A 24,241-nucleotide genomic window follows, 5' to 3' on the forward strand; every position below is an offset into this window, starting at 1 on the left:
AGCACGCGACGGCGTACCGCCTGAGAGCAGATGCCCTGTGCCGACGGCTGCCGAGCCCACCCCGTCCAGCGCCTCCCCGCGGGCGCCCTCCGCGTCGCCCCCGCCCGCGGAGCCGGGGGCCGCTCGGCCCTGGGCCCGCGCCGGGCTCGTCACCGCGCCGGTGCTGGCCGCACTCGCCACCCTCGCCGGCCTCGGGCTGACCGGGGAGCTGGCCGGGCAGCAGCTCCTCGACCCGGGGCCGGTGGTCCGCTACGGGTTGCCCGTCGTGCGCGCGGTGCACGACCTGTGCGCGGCCGGCACGATCGGGCTGCTGGTCGTGGCCGTGACGATGCTGCCGGACGACGGGCAGGACCGGTTCGCGCTGCGGGGACTGCGGGGGCGGGTCGTGCGGTGGGGCGGTCTGGCGGCCTGCGCCTGGGGCGCCTCGATCGTGGCGATGGAGGTGCTCACCTGCAGCGACATCACGGGCATCCCGCTGGATCAGCCGGGTTTCGGCCGGCAGTTGGTGTTCTTCGCCGGGCAGATCGAACTGGGCCAGATCTACCTGGTGACCCTGGCCGTCGTCCTGCTCTGTGCCTACCTCGCGCTGTTCGCGGGCCGGCTGACGACGGCCGCCTGGGCCACAGTGGCCTCGCTCGCCGCCCTGGCGCCGCTCGCGCTGGGCGGGCACGCCTCGGGATCGAACGACCACATGAACGCGGTGAACAGCCTGGCGGCCCACCTGGTCGGCGTCACGGTGTGGGTCGGTGGCGCAGCGGCGCTCCTGATGCTCGTCCTCCCTGGGATGACCGGCTCCGTGGGCCCGCTGCGCCTGGACCGGATCGCCGCCCGGTTCTCCGTCGTGGCCGCCTGGTGCTTCGCGGCGGTGGCCCTCTCCGGCCTCGACAGCGCTTGGCTGCGGGTCGGCGGGCTCCGGGGACTCGACACGCGCTACGGCGTCCTGGTGCTGACCAAGACCGGCGCCTTGTTCGCCCTGGGGCTCGCCGGGTGGATGCACCGGCGGGTCACGCTGCCGAGGTTGCAGCGCGACCCGGGGGCCGTGAGACCGTTCGTACGACTCCTGGCCGCGGAGCTCGCGGTCATGGGTCTGGCGACGGGGGCGGCCGTGGCCCTGTCGCGCAGCGCCCCGCCCGTCCCGCAGAGCGTGGCCGCCGGCCCGCACGCCGCCTACCGCGCCCTCGTCGGCTTCGCCCCACCGCCCCCGATGTCAGCGACCACGGTGTTCACCGAGTGGTACGTCGACTGGCTGCTGCTGGCGATCAGCGCGGCACTGGCCGGTGTCTACCTCACCTGGGCCGCCCGCCTGCGCCGACGCGGCGACGCCTGGCCCTGGTGGCGCACGACGGCCTGGGCGGTCGGCTGCCTGCTGCTGGCCTGGCTCACCAGTGGCGGACCCACCGTGTACGGGATGACCTCGTTCAGCGGCCACATGCTGATGCACATGATGCTGATGCTCGGCGTCCCGCCCCTGCTCGTCGTCGGGGCTCCGGTCACCCTGGCCCTGCGCGCCGTCCCGGCCCGGGCGGACTCCAGCGCCGGGCCCCGTGAGTGGCTGCTGACCGTCGTCCACTCGCGGCTCAACCAGCTGCTCAGCCATCCGGCCGTGGCCGGCCTGCTGTTCAGCGGCAGCCTGGTGGTCTTCTACAGCACACGGCTGTTCCCACTGGCGATGGCCACCCACACGGGCCACATGCTGATGACGGCGCACTTCCTCGTCGTCGGCTACCTCTTCGCCTGGTCGCTGATCGGCACCGACCCGGGGGCGCAGCGCAGCGGATACCCGCTGAAGCTGCTCGTCCTGATCATGACCATGGCCGTGCACGCCTTCTTCAGTGTCGTCCTGATGAGCAGCAGCACGGTGCTGGCCGCGGGCTGGTGGCGCGAACTCGGGATCACCGACACCGCCGCCCTGCTGCACGACCAGCACACGGGCGCAGCCATCGCGTGGGCCACGGGGGACATCCCTACCCCGCTGCTGGCCCTGGCCGTGGCGGTGCTGTGGGCGAGGGAGTCCGAACGGGAGGCCCGCCGCTTCGACCGCCAGGCCGACCGGGACGGCGACGCCGCCCTCAAGGACTACAACGCGCGGCTCGCCGCGCTGGCGGCCCGCGCCGGTGGCCGACCTGGTGAGCGACGGGAGGCGTGACCGTCCAGCGCTCTGCGCACCCATTACACAATGTGTTCTGAGTGTCCGAGGGGGGACTTGAACCCCCATGCCCTTTCGGGCACTAGCACCTCAAGCTAGCGCGTCTGCCAATTCCGCCACCCGGACGTGGGCGACCCCGGCGGGGAGCCGGAGAGCGGAGTCGAGGTTAGCACGCAGGGGCGTGTGCTCCGGACCGCCGCTCCCCTCCCCGGCGGCGGCCCGGAGAGCCCGTCACGCCGCCACGGGCCCGTCGCCCCCGGACCGGGCGGGACCCCCGCTCGCACCCGCCGCGCGCACCCCGTCGCCGGCTGCCGCCTCGCGGGACCGGGCCCGTTCGATCACGCCGTCGAGGGCGGGGGCCACGCGCGTCGCGGTGCGCCGCTCGTCCCGGTTCAGCGGGGTGCCGTCGTGCACGGCCACCAGCAGCCGGGCCACCTCGGCGAGCCGCACGTTGCAGTAGTTGGACAGTTCGCGCAGCATCCGCCAGCCGTCGGCGGTCGACCGGGAGAAGCCCGCGGCCAGCAGGCCGAGGACGATGCCGATCTCGGAGCGGGTCTCCATCGCCCGTTTCAGCTGGTCGACCTCGGTCTGCAGGGCCAGCACCCGCTTGAGCAGGTCGCGGGTGACCTGCGCGTCGTCATCGCGCATCTCGACCTCCTCGGCTTCGGGTCCGCGGCTGATGCTCCGATCACTACCCGCCCGGGCGAGGATCAGTCGCGGCGGGTCAGCCCGGAGCTCGGCACCTGCACGATGCGCACGGGCAGCGCACGCAGGAGCACGAGGACCGAGGCCGGGACGTCGTCCGCGAGGACCACCGCCCCCACCTGCCGCTCCTGCAGCCGGTCGAGCAGGGCCCGGACGGCCAGTTCGTCCTGCAGCGGCGAACCGCCCACCCCGACCACCGCCTCCAGGGCCATCCCCCGCTGCGCCGCGAAGCCGCCCATCGCGACGGACAGAGCGCTGCGGGCCATGGGGAGCATGTTCGGATGGATCCTCACCAGCCCGATGGCCAGGGTCGGTCGTCCAGTCATGTCGCCTCCTGCGATCAGACCGGTACTACCCGGGCCGGCCGGTCCCATTCCCTGCCCGCCACCGCCCCCGCGCCCAGCACCAGACCGACGCCCACGAACGCGACGCCGACGACGGCGTCCAGCCAGTAGTGGTTGGCGGTGACCACGACGACGGCCAGGGTCACCAGCGGATGCAGCAGCCACAGCGGGCGCCACCGGCCGCGGGTGGCCGCGATCATCACGACGGCGAGCAGGAACGCCCAGCCGACGTGCAGGCTGGGCATGGCGGCGTACTGGTTCGACAGGCTGGACAGCACCGGCGCCTGGTAGACCGACGAACCGGACTGCACGCCGGTGTCCACCATGTGCAGGCTCGGCATCAGCCGCGGCGGTGTGACGGGGAACGCGATGTGCACGAGCAGGCCGAGCCCGGTCCCGATCAGGAGTGCGTACTTGGCCCACTCGTAGGCGGCCGGGCGGTGCCGGTACAGCCACACGAGAACGCCTGCGGTGAGCGGGAAGTGGACGAACTCGTAGTAGTGGTCGGCGAACCACAGGAGCGCCGGGTGCGGGAGCACGAGGTCCTGCGCCCACGCCTCGGTGGGCAGGTGCAGCCACCGTTCGACGGCCAGGACGTGCCGGGCGTCGCCGTCGGCCCGCGGGCGCCCGGAGACGGCGAGCACGCGACCGAGGTTGTACAGCCCGAAGGCACCGAGCACGAGCAGTGCCTCGACGAACCCGCGCCGCACGTGCCGCCGGGCGGGCCATCCGGTCAGGGTCAGATTCGGATGCACCCTCCGGTTATAACCCAGCTAAAGGGAAAAGTCTCTCCGTTTTCGGCGCCCGATCGGGTGAAGGACGAAACGCACAGGTGGGATGCTCGGGCCCATGCCGACCACGGACACCGTCCGCGACCTCACCGACTCGGAGCAGAACGGCGCGGTCCTCGGCCTCGCCACCCGCCTGCTCGCCGGGGAACCGGTGGACGACGGGCGCGGGCCGGCCGTCGCCGCCGAGGCCGCCGCCGTGGCCGCCTCCCGCACGCGACTGGCGGCCGCCTCGGAGCGCGGCGCGGTGCACCTGAGCGTGGTGTGGGCGATGTACGGCGAGACGGGTCGCATCGTGCCGCGCGAGCAGCACGAGCACGGTGAGGACTTCGTCCGTGAGAAGGTCCGGCAGCTCGACTGGCTGACCGCGGGCCTGCCGGTCACGTGGAGCATCGTTGCGGTCGACGACGGCTGCCCCGACGTGCCGTCGAGCTCCGAGGTGATGCAGGAGATCGTCGCGGCCGAGGGGTACCCGCCGGCCGGGCACCGCGGCGTGACGGTGCTCCGCCTGGCCGACGTCCTGGCCGACATCGCGAGCGGCGGCCGGGGCATCGGGCGAGCGTTCGACGTCCTGACCTCCCCCGCCCAGTCCCGCAAAGGTGGCTCGATCCTCGCGGGCCTGGCGCACGCCGTCCGGGCCGAGACCCCGCCCGAGGCGCGGCACGTCGTCGCCTACACCGACGCCGACCTGTCCTCGAACCTGGCGATGTCGGGCACGTTGGCCGGGCCCATCCTCGAGACCGACGGCGTGGCCGCGACTCTCGGGCAGCGCTACGGGATGCCCGGTGCGGTGCTGGTCCGCGCCGACGGGATCTCCACGGAACCCCGCAGCACGGGCGGGAAACCGGACAAGGTGATCATCCTGTTCCGGCACTTCGTGCGGGCCCTGCTGATCCCGGACCTGGCCCACGTGCTCGACACGCAGGCCGGGTTCAAGGCCTTCGACGCGGCGGCGCTGGCGCCCGTGCTCGCCGAGATGTCCAGCTTCGACGCGACGTTCGACGTCGAGCTGCTCATCCACCTCACCCAGCGCTACGGCGCTCAGGCCCTGGCCGTCGAGCCGATCGTCTTCACCGAGGACTTCGCCGCGACCAACTTCCCGTCCGTCGACCCCGGCGCCGGACACCTGGCGATGGTCCACCAGATCGTCGGCCTGTACGACCGTTTCGTGGCCCCCGTCGCCCCGGCCGTGGGAGCGGCGGCCGACCTGCTCGAGTTGCTGCGGGGCCTCGACCTGCCCGGCTACGTCCGGCTGATCGAGGGCCTGCGCACCGAGGACGAGAGCGACTCCAGCCTGTTCGACCGGCGCTGGTCGGTCCCCCACCTGAGGGAGTTGTCGTCGTGATCGCCACGCCCTGGGGGTTGTCCGTCACCGCGACCGGCACGGCGCAGGCCACCCCGGACCTGGTGCGGATCGGTTTCGGCGTGACCCACCTGGCGACCGAGCCGGCGGCGGCGTTCGCCGGCGCGCGGGCCGTTGTGGCCGCCGTGCGGGCCGTGCTCGGCGAACACCGCGTGGCGGCCGACGCCGTGCTGGACGCCCATCTGCGCCTCACCACCGTCTGGAGCTACCCGGAGGGCCGTCAGGTCCTCGACGGCCACCAGTGCGACGCCACGTTCGTCGTGGAGACCCGCACCCCGGACGACGCGCCGCAGTTGATGGTCGACCTGATCGCCGCGGGGGTGACCGGCATCCAGTCCGTCGACTTCGACGTCGCCGACCGGGAGGCCCTGCTCGACCACGCTCGTCGGGCGGCGATGCAGGCGGCCCGGCGGAAGGCGGAACTCCTCGCCGAGGCGGGCGGGGTCCGGGTGGGCCGGGTGCTGCACATCGAGGACGGCGATGCGGGCGGAGGTGGGCCCGCGGTCGCCTTCAAGGCCGACGTCGCGGACCCGGGCCTGCCGCCGGGCCGGATCACGGTCACGGCCGGGGTGACGGTCGGGTACGCGCTCGAACCCTGAACCCTCGCGCAGCCGTGTGATCAACCGGACAGGAGACCCCCTCCGCTTGACCCCCCGGCGAGGGCCGACAATGGGGCCATGGCGAGTCAGACGAACGACCCCGGCCTCTTCAGCGTGCCCGAGGACTACGAGGAGCTGCGCGCCGCCGTGCGGCACCTCGCCGAGGACAAGATCGCCCCGCACGCGGCCGAGGTCGACGCGACGGCCAGCTTCCCGCAGGAGTCGTACCAGGCGCTGATCGACGGCCAGTTCCACGCCCCGCACATCCCGGCCGAGTACGGCGGGGTGGGGGCCGACGCGCTGGCCAGCTGCATCGTGATCGAGGAGATCGCGCGGGCCTGCACGTCGTCCTCGCTGATCCCGGCCGTCAACAAGCTGGCCACGCTCCCCCTGATGCTCGGCGCGAGCGAGGAGCTGAAGCACAAGTACCTGACCCCCGTCGCGAACGGTGACGCCCTGTTCTCCTACGCGCTGTCGGAGCGTGAGGCGGGCAGCGACACCGCGTCGATGAAGACCCGCGCCGTGCCCGACGGCGACGACTGGGTGCTCACCGGCACCAAGGCGTGGATCAGCAACGCCGGCGAGTCCGAGTACTACACGGTCATGGCGGTCACCGACCCCGACGGCCGGCGGGGCGCGAACGTCAGCGCCTTCGTCGTCGAGAAGACCGACGAGGGGGTGAGTTTCAGCGAGAAGGAGCGCAAGCTGGGGATCAAGGGCTCCCCCACCCGCGAGGTCATCCTCGACCACGTGCGCATCCCCGGCGACCGGATGATCGGCGCCCCCGGCGAGGGCCTGAAGATCGCCCTGCGCACCCTCGACCACTCGCGCGTGGCCATCGGCGCACAGGCGCTCGGCATCGCCCAGGGCGCTCTCGACGTGGCCACCGCCTACGTGAAGGAGCGCCGCCAGTTCGGCAAGGCGATCGCCGAGTTCCAGGGCCTGCAGTTCATGCTCGCCGACATGGCGATGGAGCTCGCGGCGGCCCGGGCCCTCGTCTACGTGGCGGCGGGCAAGTCCGACCGCAACGAAGCCGACCTCGGCTTCTTCGGCGCGGCGGCCAAGTGCAAGGCGGCGGACGTCGCCATGCAGGTCACGACCGACGCCGTCCAGCTGCTCGGCGGGGCCGGCTACACGCAGGACTTCCCCGTCGAGCGGATGATGCGCGACGCCAAGATCACCCAGATCTACGAGGGCACCAACCAGATCCAGCGCATCGTGATGGCCCGCCAGCTGCTGCGCTAGAGGTCCGTGTCACGGCCCGCGGGGCTGCCTCGTCCCGTGACCGACAGCGGTTCGGTCGGTTCGGCCAGCCCGGCGCGATGCTGCGCGACCGGGACGGGCGGGTCGCGGGGGCCATGGCGCTGGACGTGCTCGGCGGGCGGGTGCAGGCGATCCGCACGGTCGTGAACCCCGACAAGCTCGCCCACCTAGGGCCGGTCGCCGACGCCTGGGCGATGATGCACGAACTGACCCGGACCCGCCGCGGCCTGCCCTGACCGACGAGCGCACCGCGGCGGGCAGCAGAAAGCGGGGTGATCGGAGCCGTTCCCGGCCCTGATCACCCCGCTCTCTGCGGCTAACTGCGGATCACTCGGCGTTGAGGGCGTCCGCCACGCGGCGGTGCGCCGCCCAGATCTCCTCGGGCAGGTTCGGGAACCCGGCCAGGTGCTTCTCGCGGAACCCGATCTCCTGCTTCCACCGCTCGACGTCGATGGTCAGGATGGTGTTGAGGTCGTCGGCGTCGACCTCCAGGCCCTCGAGGTTCAGCTCCTCGACGGTCGGGATGATGCCGACGGGCGTCTCGACGCCGGTGACCTCGCCGTTCTTCAGCTGCATGAGCCACAGCAGCGGGCGCAGGTTCTCGCGGTAGCCCGGCCACAGGAACCGGCCGTCGTCGCCGCGCTGGAACCAGTTGACGTGCGCGAAGATCGGCTGCTCCGTGGCCGCGCCGACGATCTTCAGCCAGTGCGCCGCGTAGTCACCCTCGGGGTAGGACATGAACGGCCGCATCGACATCGGGTCGTAGCGCAGCTGGCCGTCGAGGCCGTCCGCGGCGAAGGTCGCCTCGGCGCCCAGGGTCAGGCCGTCGTAGACGCCCTCGGCCAGGTCCTTGATCGCGCGCACCAGCGGCTCGCGGTCGCGGGTGCGGCCGCCGAAGATGATCGCGTCGATCGGGACACCCTTGGGGTCCTCGAAGTCCGGCGCCACGTTCGGCACGTTGGCCAGCGTGGTGGTGAACCGGCTGTTCGGGTGCGCCCACGGCGAGTCGTCGCCCGGCTCGCGGTCGGCGATGCGCTCGCCCTTCCAGTCGAGCCAGCCGTCGAGGTCCTCCGGCGGGTTCTTCGTGCGCCCCTCGAACCAGACCTCGTGGGTCTTCTCGTTGTAGGCGATGTTCGTGAAGATCGCGCCGGTGCCGGGAGCGATCGCGTCCAGCGCCGTCGGGTTCGTGACCTCGTTCGTGTCCTTGGCGACCCCGAAGACGCCGAACTCCGGGTTCATCCCGTAGAGCTTGCCGTCGGTGGGGTCCACCCACAGCCACGCGATGTCGTCGCCGTAGAACTCCACGTGGTACCGGTCGCCGAGCGCGTCCGGCGCCAGGGTCATGGCCAGGTTGGTCTTGCCCGAGGCGCTCGGGAAGCCACCACAGATGTGGTACTTCTTCCCGGTCTCCTTGTCGGTGATGCCCAACAGCATGAACTGCTCGGCGAGGAACTTGCCGCTCGCCCAGCCGTCGTAGGCGGCCTGGCGCAGACCGTGGGCGATCTTGCCCAGCAGCGCGTTGCCGCCGTAGGACGACCCGAAGTGCAGGATCGTGCGCTCGTCGCCGATCGTCACGAAGTAGCGCTTGTCGTCGGGGGTGCCGTGGCCCAGGTTCTCCAGGTCACCGGTCACGTGCACGGCCCGGACGAAGCTGTTCGGGTCGGCCAGGTTCTCGATGAAGTCCTTGCCGACGCGGGCCATCCGGATCATGTGCAGGACGACGGTGCGGCTGTCGGTCAGCTCGACGCCGGCCGCGTACGCCTCCAGCGGCGAGCCGGGGGGCGCCATCAGGTAGGGGACGACGTACATCGTCTTGCCCACGGAGGCGCCGCGCATGAGCGACTCCAGCTTCGGCTTCATCTCCGAGGCGGGCCGCCAGTTGTTGTAGGCGCCCTTGTCGGACTCCTTGTTCGAGGCCACGATCGTGCGCTCCTCGGAGCGCGCCGTGTCCTTCTGGTAGCTGCGCGAGTAGTAGAGGTTGTCGCCCGCGGGCAGCAGCTCACCGGCGGCCACGGCCTCCTGGAGCAGGCGCGCGTCGTCCGCCGCGCTCACCACCTCGACGCGGGCGGCACCCGTGAGTTCGGCCCAGTAGGCCACGTACTCACGCACGTGCGGGTTCTTCACACCCGCCTCGTCGAGCACTGCCAAAACGTCTGCCACGTCGGAACCTCCTGCGTCCGAGTCCCCTGCGACTGCGGGGTGTACTGGGGCTCGACGGTAGTGGACCCTGCGGTAACAGCCAGGCGTTCAGCGTGTTACTCCCGGCACTTTGTCCGGACAGCCTGCGGAAACGCGTGTGAGCTATTTCACATGCCTCGGTCGAGCCCGACGATCATGCACCGAGTGTCGGTCATGTCCCGAAGCTGGGCCAGGCCGCCGACCCGGCCCCAGCCGGTCCGGCTCCCGGCCGCCCCGCCGAACGGCTGGGCCCCCTCGAAGTAGTCGGTCGAGTCGTTCACCACCACGGAACCGCAGCGCAGCTCCTCACCGAACCGGAACGCCCGCGGCAGCGACGAGGTGAACACCGCCCCCTGCAGGCCCAGCGGGTCGGCGTTGGCGACCCGCAGCAGCTCGTCGTCCCCGCCCGCCACCGGCACGATCGGCAGTACCGGGCCGAACGACTCCTCGCGGGCCACGGCCATGGCCGGGGTCACGTCGTCCAGCACCGTGAACTCGTAGTAGAGGTCGGTCGGCATGCCCGCGCGGCGCGCCCCGCCCGCCAGCACCGAGGCGCCCTGGGCGACGGCGTCGGCGACGTGCCGGTCCATCTTCGCGGCGCTGGTCTCGTTGTTCAGCGGGCCCATCGTGGTGGCGTCGTCGAACGGGTCGCCGAGCACCGCCGCCGAGCGCGCCTTGAGCACCGCCGCGACGAACTCCTCGTGCACCTCGGCCTGGACCAGCACCCGCTCCGTGGCGCAGCACACCTGGCCGGCGTTCCAGTACGCGCCGTACACCGCCGCCTCGGCCGCGTGCTCCAGGTCGGCGTCGTCCAGGACGACGACCGGCCCGTTCCCGCTGGCCTCGATGATCGACCGCTTCAACCCGGCCGCCCGCACGATCCGCTCGGCCGTGGCGCTCGACCCGACGAACCCGATCGCGTCGACCCCCGGGTGGGTGACCAGCTGCTCCCCCACCGGGCCGTCGCCCGGCAGGATCGAGACCAGGCCCTCGGGAACGCCCGCCTCCGTGAGGAGCTCGCCCAGCCGCAGGCAGGCCAGTGGCGTGTGGCCCGGCGGCTTGGCCACCACCGCGTTGCCCGTGGCCAGGGCCGGCGCCACGAACTCCGTCATGATCATGAGTGGGAAGTTCCAGGGCGTCACGGCGGCCCAGACCCCGACCGGGACCCGGAACGTGAACATCCGCTTGGTCCGCGACGTCGACGGGATCACTTCGCCGAAGAGGCGTTTCGCGTCCTCCGCCGAGTCGGTGAACAGCGCCGCCGTGTCCTCGACGTCGACGACCGCCTCGGCGGCGTACGGCTTGCCCTGCTCCAGGGTGGTCAGCCGGGCCAGTTCCGCGGCGTCGGCCTCGATCAGGCGGGCCACCCGGTGGCACAGCTGCGCCCGCTCGGACGCCGTCCAGTGCCGGTAGTCGTCGAAGGCGACCCGGGCGGCCGCCACGGCCGCGTCGACGTCCGCGCGCCCGACGTCCGGCAGCTCGGCCAGCGTCTGCCCGGTGACGGGCGAGACGACCGGGGTGGCCCCCGCGCCGGTGCCGTCGACGAACCGGCCTGCGACGTACAGCTTCGGGTTCGACCTGAGGGCTGCCATGGCCCCAGCCTGCCACCCGCGGGTCCCACCGGGAACGGGACTTCCGGCCCTGACCGGGCCGTCCCCGCCTGCCTACCGTCGAGGGATGAGCAAGCCGACCACCCATGCGTCCCCCGGCCCGCCGGCCGCACGGTCGACGGAGGACATGAGCCCCGTCGAGGCCCGCCGGCTGCTGGCCGCCGCCCCCTTCGGGCGGCTCGTCTACACGTACGGCGCCCTGCCGGAGGTGATCCCCGTCAACATCCGGCTGGACGACGAGGCCCTCCTCGTGCGGGTGTCCTTCCGGTCCCGCGCGGCGCGGGCCGCGCTGAACACCGTGGTCGCCCTCCAGGTGGACGAGATCGACCCGGTCGCCCGCACCGGCTGGAGCATCACCGTCATCGGGCGCAGCACGGTCGCGAACCCGGCCCGCATCCCGGACGACCCGTGGGTGCGGGGCGAGCACGACCTGGTCATCGCCATCCCGCTGGAACGGGTGACCGGCCGGCGGCTCGTCGCCCTCTGAGCCGGGCCCTGAACGGCCTTCCCGTGCGGGACTTTCGCCCCTGACGCCGTGGAACCGGCGGTGGCAGAGTCACGTTGAGCTCGAGGGAAGGGAGATCGACATGACGCAGGGTCGCGTGGTGGTCGGCTACGACGGACGGTGGCAGGGCCCCGAGGTGCTCGACGCGGCGGCCGCGGAGGCCGAGCGGCGCGGCGTGCCGCTGTCGCTGGTGACGCTGATCCGGGTCGAGGACGACGCCCAGTGCCTGAGCGAGCGCCCGCCCTACGGCCGCCAGGCCCGCAAGGTGGCGCGCCGGGCGCTCGACGAGGCCCGCGCCTACCTGGCCGTCCGGCGACCGGGGCTTCGGGTGGCCTGTCACGTGCTCTCGTTCGACGAGGTCGACCCCGAGGTCGAACCGTTCCGCTCGTGCGCCGTCCTGGTGCTCGGTGACCGCGGCAACCACGACGCACCGCCCCGGGCGCTGGGGTCGGCCAGCCGCCGGTTGTCCGGGGCGGTGGCCGCTCCGCTGCTCGAGGTCACCCGCTCGACCTGACCCGGTCGGGCCGGGAGTCGACGGCAGGTCGAAAGTCCCTGTCCGGCAGACCGTCCGGCCGTACTGCCCGACCCCGTTCAGCAGCAGGCTGGGCCCGCGACGGCGCCCGGCCGCGCAGGACGAGAGGCAGTTCGATGCTCAGCGAACGTTGGCAACTGGACGTGCAGCGTCACGGCGAGGTCACGCCGGACGGGGCCGACTACCTGGAGACCAGGCTCCAGTCCGCCCTGCGCGGGGCCCCCGGGCCCGTCGGTCACGTACGCGGCCGGTTGTCCCGGCACGAGCACGAGAAGCCGGCCGTGATCGTGGCCCAGGTGCGCCTCGACGTCGCCGGGCGCCCGGTGCGGGTGCAGACCCGGGGGACGACGGTGGCCGAGGCCGTCGACCGGCTCGCCGACCGGCTGCGGTCACGTCTGGAGAACCTCGACCGCCGGCCGCGCGACCGGGCGGCCCACCCGGCCCCGCTCCCCGGTGCCGAACCCCGGGTCAGCCGCCGCAAGTCCGCGCTGCTGTCGACCTGCACGATCGATGTCGCGGTCGACGAGCTGGAGTTCATGGACTACGACTTCCACCTGTTCGTGGAGGACAGCTCGGGCACGGACAGTGTCGTCGTCCGGGACGCGGACGCGGGCTACGCCCTGCTGCAGACCGTCCCCGAGCCGTGGAACCTGGTGCCGTTCGAGACCGCGGTCCACCTCGACACCGAGCCGCCGCCGGTGCTCACCGAGGAGGAGGCGGTCACGCGGCTGGTGATCCTCGACGAGCCGTACCTCTTCTTCACCGACCGGGCGACCGGCCGCGGGTGCGTGCTGTACCGCCGGCTCGACGGCGACCTGGGGCTGCTCAGCCCGGCCCCCGCAGGCCGTTCCGACGGGTGACCTCGGCGAACCAGAGGGCGCTGTCCTTCGGCGTACGCACCTGGGTGTCGTAGTCGACGTGCACCAGGCCGAAGCGTTTCGCGTACCCGTAGGCCCACTCGAAGTTGTCGAGCAGGCTCCAGACGAAGTAGCCGCGCAGGTCGACGCCGTCGTCGATGGCCCGGGCCGCGGCGCGGAAGTGCCCGTCCAGGAAGGCGATCCGCTCGTGGTCGTGCACGGCGCCGTCGGGCGAGACCACGTCGGGGTAGGCGGCGCCGTTCTCCGTCACGTACAACGGGATCGGGTCGTAGTCGCGGGCCAGCCCGGTGAGCACGTCGTACAGCCCGGTCGGGTCGATCTCCCAGCCCATGTCCGTGACCGGCAACCCGGTCCCGACCTGGCGCACGTCCTCGCTGCCCACCCACGCCGAGGGGGCGCCCTCGTAGCGGAGGCTCCCCTCGTCGGCCGACACCGCGGCCCGGAAGTAGTAGTTCACGCCCAGGACGTCGAGCGGGGTCCCCGTCACGATCTCGTCGCCGTCCTGCACGAAACCCAGGTCGCTGACGGCCTCGACGTCGGCCCGCAGGTCCTCGGGGTAGCGACCGCGCAGGATCGGGTCGAGGAAGATCCGGTTCGACACGGCGTCGACCCGGCGGGCCGCGTCGACGTCGGCGGGTGAGTCGGTGGCGGGCACCGTCGGGGTCAGGTTGAGCGTGATGCCGTACGAGGCGTCGGGATCCGCGGCCCGCATGGCCTGCACGCCCAGCCCGTGGCCGAGCATCAGGTGATGCGCGGCGGCCAGCGCGGCCGCCGGTTCGGTGCGCCCGGGCGCGTGCACCCCGGAGGCGTACCCGAGGAACGCCGAGCACCAGGGTTCGTTCATCGTCGTCCAGTACCGGATCCGGTCGTGCAGCCGGCGGTGCACGGCGGCCGCGTAGTCGGCGAAGCGGTACGCCGTGTCCCGCGCCGGCCAACCCCCGGCGTCCTCCAGGTCCTGGGGCAGGTCCCAGTGGTAGAGCGTGACCCACGGCTGGATGTCGTGCGCGAGCAGCTCGTCGACCAGGCGCGAGTAGAAGTCGACGCCGTCCGGGTTCAGCCCGCCCCGGCCGGCGGGCTGCAACCGCGGCCAGGCCAGCGAGAACCGGTAGTGCGTGACCCCGAGGTCGGCCAGCAGCGCGACGTCCTCGCGATAGCGGTTGTAGTGGTCGTCGGCGACGTCGCCGTGGTCGCCGCCTGCGACCCGGCCCGGCAGGTGGGAGAACGTGTCCCAGATGGACGGCGACCGGCCGCCCTCCTTGACCGCGCCCTCGATCTGGTAGCTGGCGGTCGCCGTCCCCCAGGCGAACCCGGCCGGGAACAGTACGTCACTCATCACGCCTCCTCGCGCAGAGCTTCCGTGGAGTCACGCACGATCAGCCGGGTGGCCAGCTCGACATGGTGGGAGTCGAGCTCCTCCCCGGCCACCAGGCGCAGCGCGGTGCGCAGGGCGACGGCCCCCATCTCGCGCAGCGGCTGGCGCACGGTGGTCAACGCGGGCGACGACATCTTGGCCATCAACGTGTCGTCGAAACCGACCACGCTGAGGTCCTCGGGCACCCGCAGCCCACGCGAGCGGGCCGCCTCGATCACGGCCAGGGCGGTCTCGTCGCTGCCGGCGAACACCGCGGTCGGCGGCTCGGGCAGGTCGAGCAGCACCATCGCCTGCTTGAGCGCGCTGTCGAACATGAAGTCACCGGTGCGCACGTAGGCGTCCGGCACCTCCTCGCCGGCGGCCTCGACCGCGGCCCGGAAACCCGCCGCCCGGGCCTGGTTGCAGGCGGCGGTGACCGGCCCGCCGATGTAGGCGATGCGGCGGTGCCCCAGCTCGAGCAGGTGCTGGGTGGCGGACAGGCCCCCGGCGAAGTTGGTCGAACCGATGCTGGTGATCTGCGCGTCGGGCAGGTTCAGCGGGTCGACGACGACCAGCGGCAGCCGCACCTTGTCGAGGGCGGCGATGTCGTCCGCCGACAGCTCGTCGACCACGGAGATGACCGCCCGGCGACCGGCCCGGACCAGGTCGGCGACCCAGTCGGCCCCGGTGCCCCCGGCGGGCTGGTCCTCGCGGCGGCTGACGATCACGGCCACCTGGGCGGCGGCCCCGGCGTCCAGCACGCCCTGCACCACCTCGACGCCGTACGCGTTGAGGTCGTTGTGGAACAACAGCTCGACGCTCGGCCCGCTGACCTGGAACGCCCGGGCCGACCGCTGGCCGTCGGGCTCCGTGCGCTGCCGGCCCACGTAGTCGTGCTGGCGCAACAGTTCCTGGACCAGGGCGCGGGTGCTCGGGGCGACGTCCGAGCGGCCGTTGAGCACCTTGGAGACGGTCGCGATCGAGACGCCGGCCGCCTCGGCGATCGTGGACAGTGTCGCGCGGGGGGCCCGGGGTTCAGTCACGGCCGACCGGCCTGACGTCGACCGGCCTCACATCGACCGGCGTCAGCAGCACCCGGTCGTGCCCGACGGTGCGCACCGGCCCGGTCAGGTGCACGGTCGCGCGACCGGGCAGGTCGCCCGCTGAGGTTCCCACGAGCAGCTCCAGCTCCCCTGGTTCGACGACGCGGGTCAGGTCGCGCCCCGTGAACGCCGTGCGGTCGGTATGCACCGTGAAGCGTACGTCGGCCTGTTCGCCGGGACGCAGCTCGACCCGCGCGTAACCGATCAGGCGACGGGTGGGTAGGGCGACCGGCGCGACGACGTCCCGCAGGTAGAGCTGGACCACCTCGGCCCCGGCGCGGGGCCCGGTGTTGGTGACCCGGACGCCGAGGGTCAGCTCCCCGTCGGTGGGCACCTCCGCGGCGCTCACCTCGGGGTCCGACAGCGCGAACGTCGTGTAGGAGCGTCCGAACCCGAAGGGGAACAGCGGGGCGGCGTGCAGGCTGCTGATGCCCGCGTCCTCGGTGCCCAGCGGCGGCTGGAGGTACGTGCCGGGCTGGCCGCCGGGGGTACGCGGGATCTGGACGGGCAGCTTGCCGGTCGGCACCGTGCGCCCGGACAGCACCCCGGCGATCGCCGCCCCCGCCTCCTCGCCGGGCATGAAGGCCTGCACGAGCCCCGCCGCCCGGTCTGCGAAATCGCCCAGTGCGTAGGGCCTTCCGGAGACCACGACGACGACCACGGGGGTGCCGGTGTCGAGCAGGGCCGCCAGCAGTTCGGCCTGGACGCCGGGCAGGTTCAGGTCGTCGGCGTCGCACCCCTCACCCGACGAGCCGTACCCGAACAACCCCGCCAGGTCACCGACGAAGGCGAGACAGAGGTCCGACCCGCGGGCGGCGTCCACGGCCGCGGCGAAGCCGCCCCGCTCGGAACCGGTCACCTCGCAGCCCGTCTCGTGCACGACGTCCACCCCGGGCAGTTCGGCGCGCAGCGCGTCGAGCGCGGTCGGGACGTCGAGCCCGAGCCCCAGCCCCGGGTACCGGGGCAGCACGTGGTTGGGGAAGGCGTAGCAGCCCATGAACGTGCGCGGGTCGGCCGCGGTCGGCCCCACGACGGCCACCCTCGACAGCGCCGCCGGGCGGTCGTCGCCGAGCAACGGCAGGGCGGTGCCGGGGTCGAGCAGGACGACGGAGCGCTCGGCCACCTCGCGGGCCAGCGCCCGGTTGGCGGTCGAGTCCAGCTCGACGGCGGCGGCGCCGGCGACCGAGCCCTCCGGCGTCCATCCGTCGTCCAGCAGGCCGAGCCGGACCTTCTGCCGCAGGATGCGCGCGGCCGCGCGGTCGACGACCGCCTCGTCGAGCCGGCCGTCGCGCACCGCCTCGACGAGCGTCGGGCCGAACCCGAGGGTGTCGGGCAGCTCGACGTCGATCCCGGCCTGCAGGGCCAGCACGCCCGCGTCGGCGAAGTCCGCGGCGACCCGGTGCATGGTGGCCAGGAACGGGACCGACCAGTAGTCGGACACCACGGTTCCGTCGAAATGCCATGCATCACGAAGGATCTCGGTCAGCAACCACGGGTCGGCACCGGCCGGTACGCCGTCCACGTCGGAGTAGGAGTTCATCACCGAGCCGACCCCGCCGAGGCGGATCGCGTGCTCGAAGGGCGGCAGCACGACGTCCAGCAGTTCGCGCCGGCCCATCGAGACGGGCCCGTGGTTGCGGGCGCCGCGGCTGGCCGAGTAGCCGGCGAAGTGCTTCAGGGTGGCGATGACGCCCGCGCCCTCCACGCCGCGCACGTAGGCGGCACCGGTGGTGGCGACCAGGTACGGGTCCTCACCCATCGTCTCCTCGACGCGGCCCCACCGGTAGTCGCGCACGACGTCCATCACCGGCGCGAGGCCCTGGTGGACGCCGAGGGCGGCGAGGTCGCGGCCGATGGCGGAACCGACCCGCTCGACCAGTTCGGGGTCGAAGGTCGCGGCCCAGGCCAGCGGGGCCGGGTAGACGGTGGCGCCGTAGCTGGTCAGGCCGGTCAGGCACTCCTCGTGCACGATCGCCGGGATCCGCAGCCGCGAGTTCGCCACCACGATGCGCTGCTGGCGGACCAGTTCGGCCGCCCCCTCCTCGGGGCTCACGGGCCGACTGCCGTAGATCCGGGTCAGGTGGCCCATCCCCTGTGCCGCAGCGGTTTCCAGCGGGACGGTGCCGGAGGCGGCGAACACGTCCTGCATCGGCGCGACGTTGAGCGCGTCAGCGTCCGGCGGCGTGTCCTCGTCCTGCATGTCGTTGCCGAGCCAGCGGCTCCCGAGCTGACCGACCTTCTCCTCGAGCGTGAGCTCGGCCAGGAGGAGTGCGACGCGGCGGTCCGGTTCGAGCGCCGGGTCGGACCAGGCCTGCCCTTCGAAAGTTTCGAACATGGCACCACCTTAACCGCTGGCCGACTTTGTTGTTTCAGAGCGTGTTTTCGCAGATCACTGGGCACCAACTCTCGGTCGTCCGTAACTTTTGCGCAACCCTCTTGACACCAGAATTCTCGAAACCTACGTTCGGTTGCGGTCGCCGTCGAAAGTTGTCGCCGGAATGCCGCACCTCCGGGACATGACTGGACGCGGCGCGTGTCCGGTCCCATCCGCCCGCCGCCGCGCGAGGCGCGAGTGCAACGGAGATCAACGTGGATTTCTCGAAGACCACCCGACGCAGCTTCCTCAGCCTCGCCCTGGCGGCGCCGGTCGCGGCCGGTGTCGCCGCGTGCGGCAGCTCGGGCCCCAAGAGTTCTGAAAGCAGCAGCGGCTCAGCCGCTTCCGGTACGGCCAGCATGTGGAGCCTGTCGGGCAAGCCACAGGAGACCGTGCGCCAGGCCAACGTCGACGCCTTCAACAAGGCCAACCCGAACAGCCAGATCAAGCTGACGCTCTTCGCCAACGACGACTACAAGACGAAGATCAAAACGGCCCTGGGCGCCGGCCAGGCCCCGACCATCATGTGGGGTTGGGGCGGCGGTGGCCTGAAGAGCTGGGTCGACGCCGGGCAGGTCGAGGACCTCACGTCGTGGTTCGGTGAAAACGCCGCCGTGAAGGACAAGATCTTCCCCTCCGCGTTCGGCGCGGCGACCATCGACGACAAGCTGTACGCGATCCCGACCGAGACCGTGACGCCGATCGTCTTCTACTGGAACAAGGAGGCCTTCGACAAGATCGGCCAGGCGGCTCCGCCGCAGAGCTGGGCCGAGATCATGTCGCTGGTCCCCCGCTTCAACGCCAAGAACATCGCCCCCTTCTCCCTGGCCGGCGGCTCCCGCTGGACGAACATGATGTGGCTCGAGTTCCTCTTCGACCGCATCGGCGGCAGCGAGGTCTTCGACGCCATCTTCGCCGGCGAGAAGGACGCCTGGAACAACCCGGCGGCCATCGACGCGCTCACCAAGACGCAGGAACTGGTCAAGGCCAAGGGTTTCCAGAAGGGCTTCTCCTCCACCGTGGCCGACCAGAACGCCGACCAGGCGCTGCTGTACACCGGCAAGGCCGCGATGATGGTCCACGGCGCCTGGACGTACGGCAGCATGAAGGACCAGGGCGGCAAGTTCGTCTCGGGCGGCAACCTCGGCTACATGAACTTCCCGCCGGTCGAGGGCGGCAAGGGCGACCCGAGCGACACGGTCGGCAACCCCGGCCAGTACCTGTCGATCTCCTCGAAGGCCACCGACGCCGAGAAGGAGGTCGCGAAGAAGTTCTTCACCACCCAGGTCAACTCCGCGTTCGAGCAGAAGGAGTGGGTGGGCACCGGTTCGGTGCCGGTGGTCAAGGGCTCCGACTCCCTCTTCACCGGCGCCAAGGACGCGGACTGGCTGAAGTTCATCTACGACACCTCGGCCAACGCCAAGGTCTTCGCCCAGTCGTGGGACCAGGCACTCAGCCCGGCGGCGGCGGAGGTGCTGCTGGACAACATCGCCAAGCTGTTCCAGCTGAAGGTCACCCCGCAGCAGTTCGCCACCAACCTCAACAAGGTCACGAACAAGTGACCGTCGCTCCGCCCGGCCTCGAGGCGGCCCGCGTCGTCCCGGCGTCCGGCAGGTCCGGTGGGGCCGGGCGGAGCGGTTCGGTCAACTACCTCGCGGTCCCGGCGCTCCTGTTCTTCGTCGCGTTCGGCGTGGTGCCCCTGATCGGGATCTTCTACTTGAGCTTCAGCCAGTGGGACGGCATCGGGGCCATCCACCCGGCCGGGCTCGGCAACTGGCGCGACACGCTCACCGACCCGGCGTTGCGGCACGCCCTGTGGGTGACGTTCCTGATCATGGTCCTGTCCTGGGCGGTGCAGACCCCGGCCGCGGTCCTGATCGGGGCGTTCCTGGCCGGGCACCAGCGGTACCGGGAGTGGATCGCCGTCGTCTACTTCATCCCGCTGCTGTTCAGCTCGGCCGCGCTGGCCATCACGTACAAGGGCCTGCTGGACCCGAACTTCGGGCTCGGCACGGGACTCGGCATCTCGTGGTTGTCGCAGGACTGGCTCGGCGGGGAGAAGCTCGCGATGGGCGTGCTGATCTTCATCGTGTCCTGGCAGTTCATCCCGTTCCACGCGCTGCTCTACCAGGGGGCGATCCGGCAGATCCCCGTGTCGCTGTACGAGGCCGCGCAGCTGGACGGCGCGGGCCGGGTGCGCACGTTCTTCAGCATCACGCTGCCGACGCTGCGCTACACGATCGTCACGTCGTCGACGTTGATGGTCGTCGGGTCCCTGACCTTCTTCGACCTGATCTGGGTGCTCACGGCCGGCGGGCCCGGCGACGCGACCCGCACCCTGGCCCTGGAGATGTACATCCGCGGGTTCCGGGGCAACCAGATGGGCCCGGCCAGCGTGATCGCCGTGATCCTCGTGCTGTTCGGACTCGGGCTGTCGCTGCTGTTCCGCCGCATCGGCGGCGGTTCGGCGTCGGACAGCCAGCTGGAAGGAGCCTAGGTGAGGACCCGCGGCGGACAACGTCCCAACTGGCTCGGTGCGCTGATCTCGATCCTGTGGCTGGCGATCGTGATCGTGCCCATCTACTGGATCATCATCACCAGCTTCAAGGACCAGAGCACGTACTTCGCCACCAACACCATGCGGCCCCCGCCCGACCCGAGCCTCGAACCGTACAAGCGGGTGCTGGAGTCGGACTTCCCGCGCTACTTCCTGAACAGCGTCATCGTCACGGTCGGCACGATCATCCCGGCGGTCACGATCTCGTTCATGGCGGCGTTCGCCATCGTGCGCGGGTCGGGCTGGTTCCTGCGCTGGACGACGATCCTCTTCCTGGCCGGGTTGGCCCTGCCCCTGCAGGCGGTCGTCATCCCGGTGTACCTGATCATCATCAGGCTCAGGTTGTACGACACGTTGCTGGCCATCGTGCTCCCGTCGATCGCGTTCGCCATCCCGCTGTCGGTGCTGATCCTGGCCAACTTCATCCGCGACGTGCCGAAGGAGCTGTTCGAGTCGATGCGGCTGGACGGCGCCAGCGAGTGGGGCACGCTCTGGAACCTGGCGTTCCCGCTCGTGCGGCCCGCGCTGGTCACGGTGTCGATCTACAACGGCCTGACCGTGTGGAACGGGTTCATCCTGCCGCTGATCCTGACCCAGAGCCCGAGTCAGCGGACCCTCCCCCTGGCGCTGCAATCCTTCCAGGGGCAGTTCCAGATCGACATCCCGGCCGTGCTCGCCTCAGTCGTCCTGGCCACCCTGCCGATCGTCGTGCTCTACGTCCTGGGGCGGCGGCAGCTGGTCAGCGGCCTCACGGCCGGCTTCAGCAAGTAGGTGGCGGCCAAGATCATCGCCTCAGTGCACTGACCCGCAGTCGAACTAGCACTTCTCGCACACACGCGATGATCTAGCCCGGTGGGACCCCCATCCACAGCCGCCAGGTGCGCGACTTGTGCACAGGCGGAACCGCTTCGACGCCGACCGAATTCGCGATCCGGCCAGGCTGATCACATGACCCACACTCGCGTCCCACCTCAATCGAGCCGCCAGGCGGGGGTGTTCACCAGGGCGCAGGCCAGGGCGGCCGGGTGGTCCGACTACCGGATTCGGCGCCGGCTGGCCGACGGGCAGTGGAAGGTGCTGCTCGGCAGAGGGCTGTGCGAGGCGAGTCACCAGGTGACCCCGGCGGCCCTCGCCTGGGCCACGCACCTGTCCGCGCCCGACGGGGTCGTCAGCCACCTGACCGCGGGGTGGCTGCACGGTTTCCCACTCGCTGCCGACCTGAACTCCGCACTGGCCGACGACCGCGCCGGTCACGTCCTCGTCTCCCGTCAGAGCCGGACCCGCGGAATCGTCGCTCACCGGAGTTGGACCCCGTTCCAGACGCTGCGGTTCAACGGGATCCCGGTCACCAACCGCCCCCGCGCGGCGATCGATTGCCTGACCGTTCTCCCCCGCGACCGGGCGATCGACCTCTGGGGGTGGCTGGCGACGCGGGGCGTGCTGGACCGTTCACAGCTCGCGGCTGCTGCCCGGGCCCGCTTCGGCCGGGACGGCACACCGAACCTGCTCGCGCTCCTGGCCCTGACGCGCACGGGCGCCGCGAGCGTCGCCGAACATCGCCTCCACGATTTGCTGCGTCGCAGCCGGATCACGGGCTGGGAGGCGAACGAGCCGGTCCGGGTGGCCGGAGTGATGGTGGCGGTGGCCGGCGTGTTGTTCGCCGCGGAACGAATCGTTGTCGAGGTCGACGGATGGGCGGCGCACGGCGGCCGGAACGCTTTCGTGCACGACCGGCGTCGCCAGAACGCGCTGGTCAACGCCGGGTACCGCGTGCTCCGGTTCACCTGGGACGACCTGGTGAACCGGCGCGCGAGGTGATCGCCGAGATCCGCGCCGCCCTCAAGATCACCGCCTGAGTGCACCGATCACGAGCCCCACTCGGGATTGGCGCACCCGGTCGGCGATCTTGGTCTCAGCGCGTACGCTCACGGTTCGTGAACGGCGTCCAGGTCCTGCTCATCGCCGCGGCCGGGGTGGTGGTCGCCGCGTTCGCCAAGCGCCGCGGCGTCCAGTCCGGCATGGTCATCGTCCTGCTGGCCACCGCGGCCGGGTTCATCCCGGGCATGCCCCGCCTGGTCCTGGACGGCGAGCTCATCCTCGCGCTCGTCGTCCCGCCCCTGCTGTACTCGGCCGCGCGCGGCGCGTACGTCACGGGGCTCGGGCAGAACCTGCGGCCGATCTTCACGCTCGGGGTGACCCTCGTCGTCCTGACCGCCGGGGCGCTCGGCCTGGTCTCCTCGTGGCTGCTGCCGGGCATCGGGCTGGCCGCCGCGCTGACCCTGGGCACCGTGCTGGCCCCGCCCGACACGGCGACGATCGTCGCCGGGGCCCGCGAGTTCGGGATGCCCCGGCGGGTGGTGTCGATCCTGACCGGCGAGAGCCTGGTGAACGACGCGACCGCCCTCACCCTGTTCAGCATCGCGGTCGCCGCGACCGAGGGCGACCGGACCGGGATCGGTTCGGGGGTCGGACGTTTCGCGTACAACGCGGGGATCGGCATTCTGATCGGGGCGGTCCTGGTCACGGTGACCCTGCTCATCCGTCCGCATCTCGGCGACCCGACGCTCGAGACCACCTTCGTCCTGCTGGTCCCCTTCACCGGGTTCCTGGCCGCCGAGCAGCTGCACGCCTCGGGCATCCTCGCCGTCGTGGTGGCCGCCCTCGGGATCACGGTGAACGTCGCGCTCGACCCGAACCACGAGTACGCCGGCGCGTACCGTACCCGGCTGCGCGAGGCGAACCTCTGGCCGGTGCTCGACTTCCTGCTCGAGACGTTCGTGTTCGCCTACATCGGCCTCCAGCTGCGCTTCGTCCTGGAGGACCTGCGGGACGCCGACAGCGGGCCCGGCCTGGGCCGCACCCTGGTCGCGGCCGGCGTCCTGCTCGTGGTGGCGATCGTGTTCCGGATGGCCTACGTGTCCGGCGTCTTCGGCTGGTGGGGGCTACGGCACCGCGCCGTCGAGCGCCGCCTCGAGCGCGATCCCGCGCTGCGGGCCCGGCTCGACGCGAGGTATCGGGAGCGGGCCGAGCGGCGGTTCCGCAGAGGCACTCCCGCCGAGGACGGACGCGACCTCCCGGCGCCCGTCCGGCGCGACGGCTCCTGGCCGCAGCCGTGGCAGGTCCCGCCCACCGCGAAGGAGACGGTCGTCGTCGGCTGGACCGGGATGCGCGGCATCCTGACCCTGGCCGCAGCCGCCGCCGTACCCGAGCTGACGAGTGAGGGCGAGCCCTTTCCCGGCCGGGACGCGATCGCCGCGATCGCGCTGATCGTCACCCTCGGAACGCTGCTCGTGCAGGGGACGACGTTGCCCAGGCTGATCCGGCGGTTGCGGTTCGACACGGCGGCCGACGACGCGGAGGACGCCCGGATGCGCGCCCGCGCCCGCGAACTGGTGGCGGGCGCCGTCGAGCACGCAGAACCCTTCTCGGACGAGGAGTTCGACGCCCAGCGGCACGCCGTCGAGACCGGGCTGGTGCTCGGCGAGATCGACGAGGAGACGGCCCGCCGCGCCGTCCAGGACCTCGACCTCCGCCAGGCCGCGGCCCGGACTCTCTAGACCGGCAGGTCGACCCGCCGGGCCAGCTGCGGGACGGCTCCGGCCGGAGCGGGCCGCCCGAGCAGGAAACCCTGGAAGTGCCGGCACCCCATGCGTTCCAGCTCCCCCAGCGTGGTCTCGTCCTCGACGCCCTCGGCGACGGCCCGCAACCCGAGGTCGGCGGCCAGGCGCAGGGTGTCCCAGTCGACGTCGCCCGTGACCCGGGCGTTGCGCACCCGCACTCCGCGCGGGTGGACGCGCTCGGCCGTCGCACCGGTCAGGACGTCGAGCAGCGCGGACGCGGGGAGGGCGCCCCCGTCCAGATCGACGATCTCCGCAGTGCGAGCCCCGTCCAGCAACCGCTGGGTCATGTCGTCCATCGGGCCAACCTAGACATCCGGGCCTAGGG

21 protein-coding genes, 1 tRNA gene and 1 pseudogene are annotated in these 24,241 nt (G+C 71.9%); 13 read left to right on the forward strand and 10 right to left on the reverse strand.

Annotated features, from left to right (window positions below):
• Positions 1-37 precede the first annotated feature (37 nt).
• On the forward strand, positions 38-2,146 hold the full coding sequence (locus tag ACIB24_RS10225; protein ID WP_398279122.1) for a cytochrome c oxidase assembly protein: 2,109 nt from the start codon (positions 38-40) through the stop codon (positions 2,144-2,146).
• A 42-nt stretch (positions 2,147-2,188) separates the two neighbouring features.
• On the opposite strand, the gene ACIB24_RS10230 is transcribed toward ACIB24_RS10225, so the two are convergent.
• The 4 genes from ACIB24_RS10230 to ACIB24_RS10245 form a co-directional block, all read right to left on the reverse strand.
• Positions 2,189-2,272: transfer RNA gene (locus tag ACIB24_RS10230), tRNA-Leu, on the reverse strand.
• A gap of 105 nt (positions 2,273-2,377) precedes the next feature.
• Positions 2,378-2,794, reverse strand: a complete 417-nt coding sequence (locus ACIB24_RS10235) for an ANTAR domain-containing protein (protein ID WP_398279125.1) — start codon at positions 2,792-2,794, stop codon at positions 2,378-2,380.
• Between the two features lie 62 nt (positions 2,795-2,856).
• Positions 2,857-3,177 carry a hypothetical protein gene (locus tag ACIB24_RS10240; protein WP_398279128.1) on the reverse strand — a complete coding sequence of 107 codons (321 nt, stop codon included), beginning with the start codon at positions 3,175-3,177 and terminating at the stop codon, positions 2,857-2,859.
• A gap of 14 nt (positions 3,178-3,191) precedes the next feature.
• Entirely contained in the window at positions 3,192-3,950 is a 759-nt protein-coding gene (locus ACIB24_RS10245; RefSeq protein WP_398279131.1) for a phosphatase PAP2 family protein, read from the reverse strand.
• A gap of 94 nt (positions 3,951-4,044) precedes the next feature.
• Here ACIB24_RS10245 and ACIB24_RS10250 point away from each other — a divergent pair, with 94 nt between their 5' ends.
• From ACIB24_RS10250 to ACIB24_RS10265, 4 genes and pseudogenes are all read left to right on the forward strand, one after another.
• A complete protein-coding gene (locus ACIB24_RS10250; RefSeq protein WP_398279134.1) occupies positions 4,045-5,328 on the forward strand; it encodes a hypothetical protein in 1,284 nt (427 codons plus the stop codon).
• The gene (locus tag ACIB24_RS10255) at positions 5,325-5,945 is read left to right on the forward strand and encodes an SIMPL domain-containing protein (protein WP_398279137.1); all 621 of its coding nucleotides are present in this window, start codon (positions 5,325-5,327) and stop codon (positions 5,943-5,945) included. Before ACIB24_RS10250 ends, ACIB24_RS10255 begins: the two co-directional genes overlap by 4 nt.
• A 78-nt stretch (positions 5,946-6,023) precedes the next feature.
• Positions 6,024-7,190 carry an acyl-CoA dehydrogenase family protein gene (locus tag ACIB24_RS10260; protein ID WP_398279140.1) on the forward strand — a complete coding sequence of 389 codons (1,167 nt, stop codon included), beginning with the start codon at positions 6,024-6,026 and terminating at the stop codon, positions 7,188-7,190.
• A gap of 62 nt (positions 7,191-7,252) precedes the next feature.
• A pseudogene (locus ACIB24_RS10265) lies at positions 7,253-7,444 on the forward strand (RNA polymerase subunit sigma-24); the annotation flags it as partial.
• Between the two features lie 91 nt (positions 7,445-7,535).
• Here the strand turns inward: ACIB24_RS10265 and ACIB24_RS10270 are convergent.
• Entirely contained in the window at positions 7,536-9,368 is a 1,833-nt protein-coding gene (locus tag ACIB24_RS10270) for a phosphoenolpyruvate carboxykinase (GTP) (RefSeq protein ID WP_398279143.1), read from the reverse strand.
• A 146-nt stretch (positions 9,369-9,514) separates the two neighbouring features.
• The gene (locus ACIB24_RS10275) at positions 9,515-10,978 is read right to left on the reverse strand and encodes an aldehyde dehydrogenase family protein (RefSeq protein WP_398279146.1); all 1,464 of its coding nucleotides are present in this window, start codon (positions 10,976-10,978) and stop codon (positions 9,515-9,517) included.
• Between the two features lie 85 nt (positions 10,979-11,063).
• Between ACIB24_RS10275 and ACIB24_RS10280 the strand changes: the two genes are divergently transcribed.
• From ACIB24_RS10280 to ACIB24_RS10290, 3 genes are all read left to right on the forward strand, one after another.
• Positions 11,064-11,483 carry a pyridoxamine 5'-phosphate oxidase family protein gene (locus ACIB24_RS10280; protein WP_398279149.1) on the forward strand — a complete coding sequence of 140 codons (420 nt, stop codon included), beginning with the start codon at positions 11,064-11,066 and terminating at the stop codon, positions 11,481-11,483.
• A gap of 100 nt (positions 11,484-11,583) precedes the next feature.
• On the forward strand, positions 11,584-12,015 hold the full coding sequence (locus ACIB24_RS10285) for a universal stress protein (RefSeq protein WP_398279152.1): 432 nt from the start codon (positions 11,584-11,586) through the stop codon (positions 12,013-12,015).
• A 134-nt stretch (positions 12,016-12,149) separates the two neighbouring features.
• On the forward strand, positions 12,150-12,893 hold the full coding sequence (locus tag ACIB24_RS10290) for a sigma 54 modulation/S30EA ribosomal C-terminal domain-containing protein (protein ID WP_398279155.1): 744 nt from the start codon (positions 12,150-12,152) through the stop codon (positions 12,891-12,893).
• Here the strand turns inward: ACIB24_RS10290 and ACIB24_RS10295 are convergent.
• Genes ACIB24_RS10295 through ACIB24_RS10305 form a run of 3 tightly spaced genes read right to left on the reverse strand, consistent with a single transcriptional unit; the run spans position 12,859 to position 17,700 of the window.
• A complete protein-coding gene (locus ACIB24_RS10295; protein WP_398279158.1) occupies positions 12,859-14,244 on the reverse strand; it encodes a GH1 family beta-glucosidase in 1,386 nt (461 codons plus the stop codon). The genes ACIB24_RS10290 and ACIB24_RS10295 overlap by 35 nt on opposite strands.
• Entirely contained in the window at positions 14,244-15,305 is a 1,062-nt protein-coding gene (locus ACIB24_RS10300) for a LacI family DNA-binding transcriptional regulator (RefSeq protein WP_398279161.1), read from the reverse strand. Before ACIB24_RS10300 ends, ACIB24_RS10295 begins: the two co-directional genes overlap by 1 nt.
• On the reverse strand, positions 15,298-17,700 hold the full coding sequence (locus ACIB24_RS10305; RefSeq protein WP_398279164.1) for a glycoside hydrolase family 3 N-terminal domain-containing protein: 2,403 nt from the start codon (positions 17,698-17,700) through the stop codon (positions 15,298-15,300). Before ACIB24_RS10305 ends, ACIB24_RS10300 begins: the two co-directional genes overlap by 8 nt.
• A 254-nt stretch (positions 17,701-17,954) precedes the next feature.
• On the opposite strand from ACIB24_RS10305, the gene ACIB24_RS10310 reads away from it, so the two are divergent.
• The 5 genes from ACIB24_RS10310 to ACIB24_RS10330 all read left to right on the forward strand — a co-directional run bounded on the left by ACIB24_RS10310 (position 17,955) and on the right by ACIB24_RS10330 (position 23,853).
• Positions 17,955-19,301, forward strand: coding sequence for an extracellular solute-binding protein (locus ACIB24_RS10310; protein ID WP_398279167.1), 1,347 nt, complete (start codon positions 17,955-17,957; stop codon positions 19,299-19,301).
• Positions 19,298-20,236, forward strand: a complete 939-nt coding sequence (locus tag ACIB24_RS10315; RefSeq protein WP_398279170.1) for a carbohydrate ABC transporter permease — start codon at positions 19,298-19,300, stop codon at positions 20,234-20,236. Before ACIB24_RS10310 ends, ACIB24_RS10315 begins: the two co-directional genes overlap by 4 nt.
• Positions 20,237-21,067, forward strand: a complete 831-nt coding sequence (locus ACIB24_RS10320) for a carbohydrate ABC transporter permease (RefSeq protein WP_398279173.1) — start codon at positions 20,237-20,239, stop codon at positions 21,065-21,067.
• A 177-nt stretch (positions 21,068-21,244) separates the two neighbouring features.
• On the forward strand, positions 21,245-22,114 hold the full coding sequence (locus ACIB24_RS10325; protein WP_398279176.1) for a DUF559 domain-containing protein: 870 nt from the start codon (positions 21,245-21,247) through the stop codon (positions 22,112-22,114).
• 116 nt (positions 22,115-22,230) lie between these two features.
• Entirely contained in the window at positions 22,231-23,853 is a 1,623-nt protein-coding gene (locus tag ACIB24_RS10330; RefSeq protein ID WP_398279179.1) for a cation:proton antiporter, read from the forward strand.
• Here ACIB24_RS10330 and ACIB24_RS10335 read toward each other — a convergent pair.
• A complete protein-coding gene (locus tag ACIB24_RS10335; protein ID WP_398279182.1) occupies positions 23,850-24,212 on the reverse strand; it encodes an EAL domain-containing protein in 363 nt (120 codons plus the stop codon). The genes ACIB24_RS10330 and ACIB24_RS10335 overlap by 4 nt on opposite strands.
• Positions 24,213-24,241: the final 29 nt, after the last annotated feature.

The sequence above is a fragment of the Spongisporangium articulatum genome, assembly GCF_044465595.1.
GTDB classification, from domain to species: domain Bacteria; phylum Actinomycetota; class Actinomycetes; order Actinomycetales; family Kineosporiaceae; genus Spongisporangium; species Spongisporangium articulatum.

Coding starts and splice junctions, on each gene's coding strand:
- ACIB24_RS10305 (WP_398279164.1), bottom strand. CDS start 17,700: ATGTTCGAAACTTTCGAAGGGCAGGCCTGGTCCGACCCGGCGCTCGAA.
- ACIB24_RS10250 (WP_398279134.1), top strand. CDS start 4,045: ATGCCGACCACGGACACCGTCCGCGACCTCACCGACTCGGAGCAGAAC.
- ACIB24_RS10280 (WP_398279149.1), top strand. CDS start 11,064: ATGAGCAAGCCGACCACCCATGCGTCCCCCGGCCCGCCGGCCGCACGG.
- ACIB24_RS10335 (WP_398279182.1), bottom strand. CDS start 24,212: ATGGACGACATGACCCAGCGGTTGCTGGACGGGGCTCGCACTGCGGAG.
- ACIB24_RS10290 (WP_398279155.1), top strand. CDS start 12,150: ATGCTCAGCGAACGTTGGCAACTGGACGTGCAGCGTCACGGCGAGGTC.
- ACIB24_RS10325 (WP_398279176.1), top strand. CDS start 21,245: ATGACCCACACTCGCGTCCCACCTCAATCGAGCCGCCAGGCGGGGGTG.
- ACIB24_RS10235 (WP_398279125.1), bottom strand. CDS start 2,794: ATGCGCGATGACGACGCGCAGGTCACCCGCGACCTGCTCAAGCGGGTG.
- ACIB24_RS10260 (WP_398279140.1), top strand. CDS start 6,024: ATGGCGAGTCAGACGAACGACCCCGGCCTCTTCAGCGTGCCCGAGGAC.
- ACIB24_RS10295 (WP_398279158.1), bottom strand. CDS start 14,244: ATGAGTGACGTACTGTTCCCGGCCGGGTTCGCCTGGGGGACGGCGACC.
- ACIB24_RS10240 (WP_398279128.1), bottom strand. CDS start 3,177: ATGACTGGACGACCGACCCTGGCCATCGGGCTGGTGAGGATCCATCCG.
- ACIB24_RS10275 (WP_398279146.1), bottom strand. CDS start 10,978: ATGGCAGCCCTCAGGTCGAACCCGAAGCTGTACGTCGCAGGCCGGTTC.
- ACIB24_RS10285 (WP_398279152.1), top strand. CDS start 11,584: ATGACGCAGGGTCGCGTGGTGGTCGGCTACGACGGACGGTGGCAGGGC.